Annotated in this window: 12 protein-coding genes and 1 pseudogene; 10 read left to right on the top strand and 3 right to left on the bottom strand. The window is 34.0% G+C overall.

The genetic code is table 11. From position 1 onward, the window contains the following. Window positions 1-44: 44 nt before the first annotated feature. Window positions 45-398 carry a winged helix-turn-helix transcriptional regulator gene (locus tag B9N79_RS20525; RefSeq protein WP_019390684.1) on the bottom strand — a complete coding sequence of 118 codons (354 nt, stop codon included), beginning with the start codon at window positions 396-398 and terminating at the stop codon, window positions 45-47. Between the two features lie 102 nt (window positions 399-500). Here B9N79_RS20525 and B9N79_RS20520 point away from each other — a divergent pair, with 102 nt between their 5' ends. Together B9N79_RS20520 and B9N79_RS20515 are read left to right on the top strand one after the other, a co-directional pair. Further along, complete coding sequence (locus tag B9N79_RS20520; protein ID WP_040058013.1) at window positions 501-1,160, top strand: MBL fold metallo-hydrolase; 660 nt, start codon at window positions 501-503, stop codon at window positions 1,158-1,160. A gap of 11 nt (window positions 1,161-1,171) precedes the next feature. Next, the gene (locus tag B9N79_RS20515) at window positions 1,172-1,996 is read left to right on the top strand and encodes a carbon-nitrogen family hydrolase (protein ID WP_085118864.1); all 825 of its coding nucleotides are present in this window, start codon (window positions 1,172-1,174) and stop codon (window positions 1,994-1,996) included. A gap of 246 nt (window positions 1,997-2,242) precedes the next feature. On the opposite strand, the gene B9N79_RS20510 is transcribed toward B9N79_RS20515, so the two are convergent. Continuing rightward, window positions 2,243-3,667 (bottom strand): phospholipase D-like domain-containing protein, encoded by a 1,425-nt coding sequence (locus B9N79_RS20510; RefSeq protein WP_085118862.1) that lies wholly within the window; start codon window positions 3,665-3,667, stop codon window positions 2,243-2,245. Between the two features lie 308 nt (window positions 3,668-3,975). Here B9N79_RS20510 and B9N79_RS20505 point away from each other — a divergent pair. The 4 genes and pseudogenes from B9N79_RS20505 to B9N79_RS20490 all read left to right on the top strand — a co-directional run bounded on the left by B9N79_RS20505 (window position 3,976) and on the right by B9N79_RS20490 (window position 8,260). Further along, window positions 3,976-4,473: pseudogene (locus tag B9N79_RS20505) on the top strand (isochorismatase family protein). Window positions 4,474-4,997: 524 nt separating this feature from the next. Then, window positions 4,998-6,494, top strand: coding sequence for an alanine/glycine:cation symporter family protein (locus B9N79_RS20500; protein ID WP_085118859.1), 1,497 nt, complete (start codon window positions 4,998-5,000; stop codon window positions 6,492-6,494). A gap of 153 nt (window positions 6,495-6,647) precedes the next feature. Then, a complete protein-coding gene (locus tag B9N79_RS20495; protein WP_046217047.1) occupies window positions 6,648-7,337 on the top strand; it encodes an SDR family oxidoreductase in 690 nt (229 codons plus the stop codon). 173 nt (window positions 7,338-7,510) lie between these two features. Then, complete coding sequence (locus B9N79_RS20490; RefSeq protein ID WP_040058008.1) at window positions 7,511-8,260, top strand: SDR family NAD(P)-dependent oxidoreductase; 750 nt, start codon at window positions 7,511-7,513, stop codon at window positions 8,258-8,260. A 405-nt stretch (window positions 8,261-8,665) separates the two neighbouring features. On the opposite strand, the gene B9N79_RS20485 is transcribed toward B9N79_RS20490, so the two are convergent. Beyond that, window positions 8,666-9,379, bottom strand: a complete 714-nt coding sequence (locus tag B9N79_RS20485) for a hypothetical protein (protein ID WP_019392456.1) — start codon at window positions 9,377-9,379, stop codon at window positions 8,666-8,668. Between the two features lie 798 nt (window positions 9,380-10,177). On the opposite strand from B9N79_RS20485, the gene B9N79_RS20480 reads away from it, so the two are divergent. The 4 genes from B9N79_RS20480 to B9N79_RS20465 all read left to right on the top strand — a co-directional run bounded on the left by B9N79_RS20480 (window position 10,178) and on the right by B9N79_RS20465 (window position 14,377). Continuing rightward, complete coding sequence (locus B9N79_RS20480) at window positions 10,178-11,443, top strand: ATP-grasp domain-containing protein (protein WP_046217048.1); 1,266 nt, start codon at window positions 10,178-10,180, stop codon at window positions 11,441-11,443. Window positions 11,444-11,455: 12 nt separating this feature from the next. Continuing rightward, entirely contained in the window at window positions 11,456-12,010 is a 555-nt protein-coding gene (locus B9N79_RS20475; protein ID WP_046217049.1) for a hypothetical protein, read from the top strand. 55 nt (window positions 12,011-12,065) lie between these two features. Then, window positions 12,066-13,004, top strand: coding sequence for a DMT family transporter (locus tag B9N79_RS20470; RefSeq protein WP_040058007.1), 939 nt, complete (start codon window positions 12,066-12,068; stop codon window positions 13,002-13,004). Window positions 13,005-13,141: 137 nt separating this feature from the next. Continuing rightward, window positions 13,142-14,377: a DUF6421 family protein gene (locus B9N79_RS20465; RefSeq protein ID WP_019392460.1), complete on the top strand. Its 1,236-nt coding sequence runs from the start codon at window positions 13,142-13,144 to the stop codon at window positions 14,375-14,377. Window positions 14,378-14,383 lie beyond the last annotated feature (6 nt).

The raw sequence follows: 14,383 nt of genomic DNA, 5'->3' as shown, positions 1-14,383 counted from the left end.
ATAAGCTCCAAAAACAAACAGGAAAAATGAATAATTAACCTTTCTTATTGCTTACTCATATAAGCATTGCCCCATTTTTCTATGGATTTAAGTATTGGGACAAGTTCTTCTCCAAGAGCTGTTAAATAATATAAAACTTTTTTAGGATTATCGTTCGTTTCTTCTCTTTCAACGATACCATCTTTTTCGAGGTCTCTAAGTTGTAGAGTAAGGATGCGTTGAGTAATACCTGGTATTTCACGGCGCATTTCATTGTAATACATTGGAGATTGCGACAATAGGGATAAAATGATGCCTTTCCATTTACCACCAATAATATGCATCGTTAATTCAATTGGACAAGCATGCTTCACAGTTAACGTACAAGTACCATATTGATCGCTTTTAAAGCCTGACATTTTCTCACCTCAATGGGTAGTAACAAAATTGTGCCTTCTTGTTACACCTTTTTTTTCTTATTAAACTTATGATATCAAATAAATGAAAAGAAGGTGTATGAATTGGAATTTGTTCAAATTTCTGAACACGTTTATAGACTCACTTATAAAATCGTTGTCGGCATTCCGGTCAAAATTAATACATGGTACGTGGTGGATGGCAAGGATGTTTATATAATTGATACTGGAATGGAAGATTATGCACGTACTCAGCTGAATGCAGCAAAATCTTTAGGTGTTCCTAAAAGTATCTTACTGACACATGGACATCTCGATCACATTAATGGTGCCAAGTATTTACAAGAGAAATTAAATATTCCTATTTACTCGCATAAAATTGAAATTCCGTTTATTAATGGTGAAAAGCCATATCCAACCAAAGCAGAAGAGGAAAGAACAGGTGTTGAATATCAAGTTGAAGGTTTAAGTGACAGTATCATTAAAACGTTACCTATAGATGTATATTTAACACCAGGTCATACACCGGGACATGTGATATATCATCATAAAGATGACAATGTGTTGCTAACTGGAGACTTATTCATTTCTCATGCTGAAACTTTACACCCACCGATTCAAAAGTTCACAGTTGATATGAATGAAAATATTAATAGTGGGCGGGTTATAGATGAAATTAAACCTTCTATTATATCTTCATCACATGGCGAAGATGTTAAATACAATGATGAGTTATATGCCATTTATAAATTTAGATATGAATAGGAGGGAGAAAAATGAAAATACAATTATTTCAAATTGAGATTATAGAAGGAGAAGTTGAGCAAAACGAAAGCCGTATTAAAGCCTTGTTTGAAGAAAAGCTCGAAGAGGATACTGAGATTGTGGTGATACCTGAAATGTGGAATAGCGGTTATGATTTACAACATTTAGAAGAAAAAGCAGATATCGATTTAACAAGAAGTCTTCCTTTTATCGAAAGTTTAGCAACCAAACATCGTGTGGATATTATTGCAGGTTCAGTTTCAAATAAACGCGATGACAACATTTATAATACAGCTTTTGCGGTATCAAAAACGGGTGAGCTGCTCTATCAAAAAGATAAAATACATCTCGTGCCGATGTTAGATGAACATCAGTATTTAACAGCTGGAGATGAGGTGCCAGAAGTATTTGAAATTAACGGTATCAAAGCGAGCCAAATTATATGTTACGACTTACGTTTTCCGGAACTTACACGCTACCCAGCGTCTCAAGGTGCCAAAATCATATTTTATGTTGCACAGTGGACTACAAAAAACGTAAATCATTGGAGAACACTATTGAAAGCAAGAGCTATAGAAAATGGCGTCTATGTCATTGCATGTAACAGCGTGGGAGATGTGAATAATAAAAAACATGTCGGCAACACATACGCGGGACATTCAATCGTGATTGATCCAAATGGAAACATTGTAGAAGAAGCGGGCAACCAAGAAGAGAGCATAACAGCAGAAATCGATATACAGAAAGTAGCAGAACAACAACAAAACATTCCAATATTCAAAAACCTGAGACCGGATATTTATAAGTATGCGGAGAACAAATTGGGTAGAAGATGACGTAGAAGCCTTTTAAATAGCTAAACAACATGTAGTATATTTGCTACATATTGTTTTAGTATTCTACTTCAAATAAAGGTTATTTTCTATCTAAACACGTAAAAAAATGGAGAAATGGTTTAAAACACGTCTGTAAAAGTATATAAACGAAAATAAAAAGCGCAAACTGTTTGTTACTGAGGAGGTTGCGCTTTTATTACTTCCTTTAATGTAAGACATGTGACCTCAAGATAAATATTATATTCTTTAAATTAACTCTCTCCATAACACTGTTATTTTAGAAACAGCTTGCAATAGAAACGATTTTAAGGCTGGTTCTTGTGGTCTTTGATCTTCAGGATATTGAACATACTCTTTATCTTTAGCAATAAGTGTACTTTTTGAAAGTGTATCATCTATTGCTTCCATTAGAATAGCTGAAAATTCTTCACTATCAATTAAAAGCATGGATTCAGTATTCAAAAAAGTAGAACGTGAGTCAATATTAAATGAACCTACAGCACTTAACCTCCTATCATAAATAATGGATTTACCATGAATGGAATGGGGACCTTCATATTCATAAAGACGTACACCTGACTGAACAATTTCGTCTCTTGATTTTATATATCCAGCAAAAGCAAGAGGATTAGGAGTAGATGTTAATGAATTGGTAAGAATCGTCGGAATAACTCCTTCCTGTTCTTTATTTGGTATATATTTCTCCATGTTTTTTGTTGGAATAACATAAGGACTTTGAATAAAAATAGACTCTTTTGCTTGTTCGCCAAGTGCAAGAAGCTGCTGCCAAACAATGGGTTTTTTTCGCAAACGTTCAATTGGGTTATGAATAAAAGTCACTTGATTAGTAGGAACAGTAGCTGTTTTCCATTGGAAAATAGGATTAACAAAGTCCTTTTCTAAATGTTTCGCCTTCTTATATTTTCTTTTTAACTCTTCTCTTACTCTTTCACCTTTTTCTCTTTCGCTCTTTGAAAGATTTTTGAATACAGTAGCTGTATAGCGATGATTCCATAACATATTGATATAGTTTTTCATTGTGAAAATAATACTATCCTTCTGCTGTTTTTCATTAAAAACAACAACATCTCGATCATAAACAAAATCTTTAGAAGGAGTACGTGCTAAATACTTATCTGCAATATTTCTTCCACCACTAATAGAAATATTTGTATCAGCAATCATAATTTTATCATGGAGTCGATTGTTCCATGTCCATGGTTTAAGAAGAGTAAAGGGTTCATAATATTTAAATTCAATGTTTGGATGGGATGCTAAAGCATAACGAACATCACTTCTTTTTCCTCTTAAATTATGAGAGATTCCGTCTAAGAGAACGCGAACATGAACTCCTCTGTCCGCTGCTTCCATAAGCGCTCCTAAAATTAATTCTGTCGATTCTCCCTTTCCTAAAGCATAGTACGCAATATCAATAGAATGTCTCGCTTCCTGAATCATTTTTATACGAGCAACTCCTGAGTTATAGCCATCTTCAAGCAAGAGAACTCGGTCTGTTGATTTCTTTGTTCCTAAGAAATGGTTAATATTTGTTGGGCTTATTTTCTCTTTCTTCACCGGTAGATAAAAAAGGACAATAGCCGTTATGATTGTGTATATAAAGTATAAAAGCAAAAGAGCTCCAAGTATTTTTAATAGCATTTTTACTCTCATGTCCCTTCATCTCTTTATAATTGATTTCTCTTTTAGAATCTATAAAATAGAGGCATTTTATACTTAAACTCTTTTAATTGTTCACATACTTAAAAAGATCTTCTTTGTATATAAAGAAGATCTCTTTTCTTACCTATTCGAACATATTTTCTGTAAACTAACTTTGTATATCAAATACAACTTGAAGAAGAGTATATTTTGTAAAGGTAAGCTATGTAATATGAAATTTTAATTTGATATAATATTGTGTTGAATTTTCTACCATATGATTCAATAGGAGGATACAACGAAATGAGCAAAAAACAGCTTTGCTGCTTGTAGATATCCAAAATATTATGTTTTCTTATGAAGGTGGAACTGTATGGAATGAACAACAAGTGCTCCGCAATATTTCTTCTCTACTGACAAAAGCTCGTCAATCAAACATAACAATTATTCATATACAGCATACTGATCCTAGTTCCGATAGTATGCTTAGTGAAGGGAAATTTACATAGGAAATTCATCGTGATGTTCGCCCATTACCAGCAGAAAGTGTTGTTCGAAAAGCTTCTTGGGATGCATTTTATCTTCAAGAACTTGGAATTAGGAATTTAGTCATTGCAGGTATGCAAACTGAATTTTGCTTAGACACTACTTGTAGAAGAGCATATAGCTTAGGTTACAAAGAGAATATCTTAGTAAAAGATGCTCATAGCACATTTGATACGGATGTTCTTTCAGCTGATAAAATAATAGAACATCATAATAATATATTAGGTGGCAGATTTGTCACGTTAAAAGAATCAAGAGAAATTATATTTTAAACCAATTAATTATCATAGGAATAAGAAGAGAACCTTTGCTTAGCATTAGCAAAGGTTTTTTACATATCTAGTGTAAAATTATTAGCTATCAATTCTTTACACTATGTCTGATGAGGGGATTATGAATATAAATTATATTTTTAGAAAGATAGAATATTCAAAATTTTATAGACTGGAACTAGGAATTAAGATTTCAAAAGAATGAAAGTAGTGATTAAATGAAGAAATACATCAGAAATTAAAAAAAGAGGGAAAATACGATCAACTTCTATTGAGGTATCTATAAGGAAGGAGATGAAGGGAACTATATAAATGAATTAGCAAGTTATAGGGAAGATTAAATAGCCATTCATCATTTCAGAAGTCACGTGCGGACTGGATGATAATTTTCATGCTGATTTGTCCTAAAGTTTGAGTATACGAGGAAATACCAAATCTACGTATGAATTTCATCATTAGCCATTTAAAACTATAAAAAGCGAGAGTTTCATAGAAAAAATATATCTTATGGATAGGGGACTTTTATGGAGACATTTATAAATTGGCTCAATGGAATTGTTTGGAGTTCAGCCTTGGTTTACGTTTTCCTAGGAGTAGGGTTATTTTATTCTCTTGCTACACGTTTTCTTCAAATTCGGCATCTTAAGGACATGAGGAAATTAATTTTTGATGGGGGAGGTTCTGCGACGGGAGTATCTTCTTTTCAAGGATTAGCCATGACACTTTCTAGTAGGGTAGGAATTGGAAATGTGGCAGGTGTGGCTACTGCTATCGCATATGGTGGACCAGGTGCTCTCTTTTGGATGTGGATTATGGCGTTTTTAGGAGCTGCAACTTCATTTGTTGAAACAACGCTTGCCCAAGTATATAAGGTGAAAGAGAACGGACAATTACGGGGAGGTCCATCCTTTTATATAGAAAAAGGATTAAAAATGAAATGGCTTGCTGTATTATACGCCATTGTCACAGTAGTTGCACAGGGAATGCTATTACCAGCTCTACAAGCAAACACGGTTGCAGTTGGTATAGAAACAGCATTTGAGATAAAACCGTCAGTAACTGGGATACTAATGGTTATGGCTCTTGGAGTCATTATTTTTGGCGGCGTGAAACGAATTGCAAAGTTTGCAGAAATACTTGTGCCATTTATGGCTATTGGATACATTTTAATTTGCTTCATTATCTTAGGTGTAAACTTTTCTGAAATTCCTCATATGTTTTCACTTATTATTACGAGTGCTATCGGTACAGATGCAACATTTGGAGGTATCATAGGATCGGCAATTGCCTGGGGAGTTCGAAGAGGTATTTATTCAAATGCAGCCGGAGTAGGAAGTGAAATTTATGGAGCCGCAGCAGTAGAAGTTTCTCATCCTGCTAAACAAGGGTTAGTTCAGTCTTTTGCCGTCTACGTTGATACGCTACTTATTTGTTCTGCCACTGGGTTCATGATTCTTTCTACAGGTATGTATAATGTGACGCCAGATGGGATGAAACCACTTGTGAATAATTTGGGAGGTGTTGAGCCAGGAACAATTTACACACAAAAAGCAGTGGAGTCAGTGCTAACAGGAGTTGGTGCTCCTTTTGTGGCTCTTGCCATTTTACTCTTTTCTTTTACAACATTAGTTGCCTATTATTACAGTGCAGAAACGTGCCTTGGTTATGCCCTGGGAAAGGTAAAGCGAGTTTGGATAGAACATATCCTAAAGTTTATCATATTGGCTATTGTCTTCTATGGCAGTATTAAAGCAGCCACCCTTGCGTGGGGATTAGGAGACCTAGGCATTGGAAGTATGGCTTGGTTGAATATTTTTTCTATTTTATTCTTGTCCAAACAAGCGTTTAAAGTATTAAAAGATTACGAGAGACAGAAGAAGGAAGGAAAGGATCCTGTATTTGATCCTGCTATGTTAGGTATTAAAGGGGCTGATTATTGGGAGAAAGAGCATAAATATTCAGAATATTATAAAGGCGATGAGGCTCAGGAGGAGCATAAACAAACATTTATTTCTTCCTAAATGAAAGACAAAACCAGTTATTTTTCTCAACCTTTGCGAGGATTCTTAAGTAGAAATGTAATATTTGTATAAATCATTTTAGGTTACATTTAACTTAACCCTTATTTGTCCATAAATGGGTCAATCTTAGATTAAGAGAAAGGAGGAACTTACATGGATATGAATGTGGTGATTACAGGGGCTGGAAGTGGATTAGGGGCCTCTTTGGCAAAAAAATATTCTGATTTAGGTTGTCATGTATGTTTGCTCGGACGAACTCAAACAAAACTTATTCGAACAGCTGAAACATTAACAAACAACCATTCTATTTATGAAGTAGACGTTTCATCTAAACAGGATGTAGCAAAAGTTATGCACTTAATTAAAGAAGAGGTTGGAGCAATTGATGTATTAATCAATAATGCAGGAGTTGGAAGCTTTGATTTGACGGAGAATTTAACCGAGGAATCTATTCATCAAATGATTGATATTAACTTAAAAGGCACAATCTTTTGTACACAAGAAGTATTAGATGACATGAAAAAGAGAAATCAAGGTTATATTGTCAACATTATCTCTCTTTCAGGGAAGAGAGGAAAAGCTACAGAATCGGTTTATAGTGCAAGTAAATTTGGTGTAAGAGGATTTACTGAAAGCTTAGCGCTAGAACTTGAGCCGACGGCTGTTAGGATATTTGGAGCGTATATGGGAAATATGAAAACTGAATTATGGGGAGGAGCTAGTACAGAAGAAACCTTTATGGAACCTGACGATGTTGCGGATATTATCATGGGAAATATCAAACCGCAAAAAAACATATTAGTTGAAGAAGTTGTGATTAAGAATGATAAAAATAAGTATTAATAGAAAAACTGCAGGTGTAAAATTAAGAATATTCAATTTATTATTTAATTTTCAGGGGTAGTTGTGCTAATTATTAGTAACGGTATTGTCTTTCTTAAGAATTAAAAAGATATGTGTGAGTAAGGTCTAGTTTATTAAGATAAATTAATATTGATAAATTGGGAGTTGTAGAAATGAGACTTAAAGATAAAGTAGCGTTGGTGACAGGAGCTGGATCAGGCATGGGTGCTGCAATTGCCCAAGGATATCTTAAAGAGGGGGCACGAGTTATCTTTGCGGATATTAATATAGAATCAGCACAAAAGGTGGCTCAAGATTCAGGAGCATCAGAGGATATGTGGCTCGCTACATACATCGATGTTGGTAACCAAGCTAATGTAAAGGAGTGCATAGAACAGACGATTCAAAAATTTGGACAGTTAGATATCCTCGTGGCCAATGCAGGAATTACCATACGGAAACCATTTCTCGAATTAACCGAAGAAGATTACGACCGTGTGATGCAAGTCAATGCGAAAGGAGTATTCCTGTGTAGTCAAGAAGCTGCTCGTGTTATGGCCAGACAAGGAGGTGGTTCTATTATTCATATTTCTTCTACTACTTCTGTGATTGCAGAACCAAATGCGGTACAATATGGGGCTTCCAAAGGAGCCGTTGCTTCTATGACTCGTCATATGGCGTCAGATCTTGGGACTATGAAAATCCGGGTAAATGCAATTGCGCCAGGAACCATCCATACTAACCTGACTGGAGCACGACTCTCAGATCGAGAGGTAATGGAACGTGAAAGTGGGCTAACCATCCTTAACCGAGTGGGAGAGACGGATGATATTGTAGGACCAGCTATTTTTCTAGCCTCAGACGAATCGTCTTTCATCACTGGAACTCATATTTTCGTAGATGGAGGTTATTCAGTGAAATAATGATGTACTTACAAATCACGAGAAATCTTACAAAATTGAGTGTTGATCTAAAGGAAAAAACTTGATCTATGTATAGTTTTTTTGTATAAGAGAAGTTCATGTTTTTAAAAAACAGTCTCCAAATTGAAAGTATTCATAAATAAAAATCGCAAACTTGCTGTACTGAGCAGGTTTGCGATCTTATTACTTCCTTGAATCAACTACTATGTTAACTAACTTTATATACCGTATATAGGTTGAAAACAGAAAGACTCCCCACTGCAAAAGGGAGTTTTTTCTGCTTTTGAATATCACACATAACATAAAACAAGGAGCCACTAGAAATCTTTCACTTTATTACATTTTCTTCAAGTATTTGCACCAGAACCAATTCACTTATCTCTTACAAAGAACCTCGCCACTTACCTACCAATTGAAAAAGGCTTTTAACGCAATCATTGTGGCGGCATAGACAAGAGCTGAGATTAAAAAGGTTGGCAAGTGCGCGTTCTTTTCGACAGGGAGTTCTTTGCTGATAACATTAAATAACATTGCACCTGAACTAAAAGCAATCATCGACTCAACAAATAGACCTGATGAGGGACCGAAGATGCCTGCGATTGCTCCAAACAAAGTTGCTCCGGCAAGCATATAACGACCTCTGTTTTGATGCAAGCGATGATGTTCTTTTCCTAGATGGTAGGACAACCCAATAAAGTGAAGGCTGATAGCCAATCCATAGAATAGTGATTCGACTCGCTGGACATCAGATGAAAACACGACATAAGAAATGATAAAAGAATAAACCATAAAGAAACTCACCTGTACCATATAAACGGTTTGTTCCTTTAGCTGTGTTGCTGCATTTGTCTCAGCGAATGAATAAACCGAAAAATAGACTAGTAAGCCGAGAAGACCAAGAAAATAAAGTTCAGTATCAAGGGCCAGCGATCCTCCAAGTTTTTCTTGTTTTCCGTGAAGCGTCGGTAAGATATAAATAAACACATAAGCAATAGCTACACCGCCTGATAAGGAGAGCAGCTTTTGCTCTCCTATTGGAGAGCGTTCGACAATTGTTAATGCGTATAGTTGAATGATGATGAATACAATACCTATTACGATCGATTCAATTGTAACCATGATTGTCTCCTTTTAAGGTTGACTTTTGGAGTTTAATTCCCTTTAACATAAGGACAGAAACCAGACTTTAGATGGAAACGTTGTTAAATAATAGGTAGATGTATTTAACTTAATTATGTAAAAGACTGAGTGTAACAAGAAAAGTAAGATTAGGAATACTTACAATAGCGAAACAGGTAATTAAATAGAATAGAAAGTATGTATTCTATTTTATGTAAACTTATTTATATGGATAGGGAAATACACTAATAGGTTTTCCAGTTTTATAGATTCATATACATATGTAGCTTGAGAAATTCTCCTGACTATTTTATGTTAATTAGGTTTGTATAGAGTATACATTTTTTAGATTGCTGATAATAAGGGGATCTGAACAAAGTACAGATTTAAAGCATTTCCAAGAATTAATTTTACAAATATTTTACATAAGTTTATTAATAATTACATTGACATAACTAGTTGAACTTTACTAAAATTTAGTAGTAATATAATTGATTGAATTTTATTAAAATTTAGTAATGAAAAAATTAATTAAAATTTATTAACACTCAGTAATAACAGATTAGTAAATTACTAAGGTTATTTAAATAACTTTATAAAGGGGTAGCAAGCCTAAAATATGACAAATGTATGCTAAGATGCAACAACATCTAAAATTCATCTGATTTGATTCTAAAACTCATTGCTAACAAAGCACTATTATTTCTGATAATAGGAGTTCTCGGCGATTATTTAGCATATAAAGTTCGTGTTTTTTGCTCTAGGCTCCTTAATTTAAAAATGAAGGAAGTGAGACTAGTGAAGATAGCAGACAAACACTTAGCAATTATCTGCCAAAATAAACATTTACCTTTTGTTTTTGAGGAGGCACAAGATTTAGGTGTAGAAGTAACTTTCTTTTATAATGCTAATGATACTAGACCTAAGAATCTTTCTGGTATTAACAGATATATTCCTATCCGTTTATTTGATCAGCAGGAAGAGGCACTTAACATTGTCAAACAGGCATATCAAGAAAGTCCTTTTGATGGAGTAATGACCCTATTTGAACCAGCATTAGACTTTGTAGCAAAAGTAGCAGAAGAGTTGAAGCTCCCATCCCTCCCTATTTCTGTAATAGAAAAGTGCCGAAATAAAAATGAAATGAGGAGAAGTTTGAAAGAAAACAACCTTAATACACCTACTTTCTATGAATTAGCATCAGATGAAATTCTAGATGAATTATTATTTGAGTTTCCTTTAGTTGTGAAACCTACTAATGGATTTTCTAGTCAAGGTGTGACTCGAGTAAATAATAGAGAAGAGTTAGTGAAAAGTATAAATAAGGTAAAAAAGATTAACAAAGACGAACTCGGTAAATTTACGCAAAACAAGATTGGAATTGTTATTGAACAGTTTATAGATGGACCAGAATTTGCTATTGAAACCTTCTCGATAAAAGGCGAAGTTTATGTTTTATCAATTGGATATAAGGGAGATTGTAAAGGACCATTCTTTGAGGAAGGAGTTTATATAGCTCCAGCTCAGTTAGATGAAAATTTAAAAAGTACCATAGCTAATGAAGCATCTCGTGCTGTAAAAGCATTAGGAATTGAAAATGGTCCTGCTCATACTGAATTACGATTAAACCAGGATGGAGTACCTTATGTGATTGAAGTGGGAGCACGGATTGGAGGTTCAGGTGTCTCTCATTATATTGTAAAAGAAAGTACAGGTATTAACTATATGCAGTTAGCTATTCAAAATGCAGTTGGAGTTTTAGATCCCCATTGTATTTTACATAATATTATTGCTAAAAATGTAGCAGGTAACTATATTATTCCAGTTCAAGGATCTGGTGTTGTTGAAGAAATTCAAGGAATTGAATCCTTACAAAAAGACTCACGAGTAAAAAGAATTCTCCAATTTATTGACAAAGGGACTGAAATCTTACCTTACCCGTATTTCTCAGGGTACCCTGGTTTTATTTTGACAAGTCATCAGTCTTATGAGGATTGTGAAAACTATTACAAGAATTTAGATAAAAAGATTAAAATTACTTATAAAAATAATATAACAATTTAGGGGGCTCAAATTATGGCGACTATTATGCAAAATGTTCAGGAATTAAATCAAAAGGTGAAAGTTGTTCACACATTAGGTCCAGCAGGAACAAATTGTGAGAAGGCTGGTTTATTATGGCTTGAGAAACAACAAATAAAAGGGAAAGTTGTTCTACATAAAACACTAGAAGAGGCACTACCCTATGTTAAAGAGACTGAAAATTCTATACTTATAGGTTGCGCTGTTTATCCTTATCTTCATGACATAGTATTTAAGAATTTATCTAATTTAGAGCTTATAGATAGCTTTATCATGCCAACATACAATATGGTTCTTGCAGCAAGACAAGAGTTTAATTTCTCTAAAGATACCGTAATCGCTTCTCATCCAGCTCCAGCTAATCTTGCTCAAGCATTTAGCAGTAATATAAAGCTAGTGGACAGTAATGCTCAAGCAGCACTAGACTGTTCATTGGGAATAGTAGATTCTTGTATTACTACAATTAAAGCGGCTGAACAGCACAATTTATTTATTGTTAAAGACTTCGGTGAGGTACCTATGTGTTTTACCGTACATGCTAGAAAATAAGAATTTAAGTGAAATTGTTATGCTAATAGATACAAAGGAAACAAGGTGACGTATTATGAGTTCCAAATTATTTCGTATCCATGCTCCCCTCCTATTTGGACTTTTATGTTTGATAGGAGGGACCACATGGGCCTTCCAAAAAACCGGACTAGAAGGTAGCCTTCCCTTTTGGTCGGCTGGTATGAGGTTTTTAATTGCAAGTATATTAATTGCAGGTTATTTGTTTTTAAATAGAAAGCTTTCTTTTTCAAAAGAGGTTCTAATTATTTCACTTCTTAATGGTCTTATGTATTTTGCAATACCATTCGGCTCAGTTTATTGGGCTTCACTTTATTTACCAAGTGGACTAGTTTCTGTGTTAGCTGCTAGTATTTCTGTTTTCGCTCTTTTAATTAATCGTTTATTTAAAGGTACTCCAGCCTCTAAAGGACAAAAAATGGGTGTAATACTATCTTTATTTGGAATCATTTTTGTATTTGGAAATCAATTACTAATTAAAGGGGATTTAATTGAACTCATAGCCATGGCAGTCATCCTAGTCGCAATGTTCGGCTCTGCTTTAATTACTATTCAAGTACAAATGAGAATTAAATCCTTACCAATTATGACCTTTAATTCCCTATCTATGTTTAGTGGGGGCACAATCTTACTAATATTGAGTCTAATTCTGGAGGATGGTAATCGTACTTTTTCTGGTTCCAGTCTTTTTTCCTTACTATACTTGGCCATTGTTGGCTCAGTATTAGGCTTCTGGATTAATATCTATTTACTAAAGCAGTGGCATATATCAAAGGCAACTGCACATCTATTTATTTCTCCAATTATTGCTTTATATGTAGGATTCATTTTTCTAGACGAAGCTTTAAACAATCAAATCTACCTAGGGACTATTTTTGTTCTTATAGGAGTTATATTTATTAATTTAAAAAGGAAAGGGGTAGATCACTCCACCAAAGAAATTAAAGAGACATCTAGCAGTTCTTTACCAAAATAAGCATAGTCCTTTTATTTTCCAAAGAGAGCAAACTCCTTAGGAAAGAGTGACTCTTTTATGATAATGACGTTTAATCTAGAAAAGTTTAAGAGAATGCTATATGTTCCCTTATAAATAATTTTAGGAGGATTTCCTTTATGCTAACTAAAACAAATACGGATCAGCTATTAACTGTTTTACGAGATGAAATTTTACCTGAGATAGATGAATTAAGAAAATATCAAGGTACACAAGGGCAAATTGTAGAGAATAAACAAAGAGCACAAGAAATTTTAATGGATTTAATTAAAAATACCGAGGTAATTTATAATTCCCTCAACTTAAAAGAAGTTGGAGTTGCATTTAAAGAAGACATATTAAATTGGATAAAGAGAGGGCTAGATGAAGCCCCATATTTTGATAACACACTTATTACATATCGTCCACCTGTTAATGGAGAGGTTACATTTTTTTTAGGCCCTATTGTTACACCAAATGGGCCGAATAAGAGAGGTTTTTATTTTGAGGCATTTCTAGCTCTTCGTGATGAACCAGAAATAATGGAATCTATTGAAAAGGAACTACCTCATCCTAAAAACGGGTGTGAATCTCTAAAAATTTTAGCAGGTACACAGGGATTTATGGAAGAAAAATGTATCGTTTTCTTTCCTGAAAACGTAAAAACTAAAGAAAAAGTAACTAGCCAGAATTTTGCTATATTTTTCTTTAATAAATTCCACGACATTTATAATGACGATACATTAAAGAGAGCAAATAGTATATTTCCAAAGTTCAAATTTAAATCTAAAGATATGGATAGAGAGATAACTTATGAGGCAAGAGTTATATGGGGTTATCTACATGATTACTACCATCATTGTGGAAATAAACCATTTGATCAAAACATCCAAGCTAAAATGAACTTTTTTGCTGGAATTCTTGAGGAGATTAAAGTGGACTGCCAAACAATCATTACTCTTAATGAACGTAAATATCCTTATTGGGAGGAGATTACTGAGTTTGTCTTATTTGAACGTCTCTTAAGGTATCCAAGTCAACATAATGCTTCTAGAAATTTTGATTCGGGAACAGGCTTTTTCCTATTCAGTTGGCTAATAGAAAACGGCCAATCGATTTATAGAGATCGTGGACATACCCATTTAGATTTACCAAAATGTATTGAAGAGTTAAAAATATTAGTTTCAGAAATTGAAGAACTCGAAATTATTCACAATGATATAGAGTACAAGGATCAAGCTGAACAATACGTTAGAAAACATCTACTTCCTAGCAATAATAATGATAAATTCACTATTCCTGAAAATTACTTTATTTATCAAGAAAATCAAAATGTTAATGTGCCTTATTTAAAATTTAGTGCAGGGACTATATAGAAAGTT

The organism is Priestia filamentosa (assembly GCF_900177535.1).
Classification (GTDB): Bacteria; Bacillota; Bacilli; order Bacillales; family Bacillaceae_H; genus Bacillus_I; species Bacillus_I filamentosa.
This window is presented reverse-complemented; position numbering and strand designations above follow the sequence as displayed.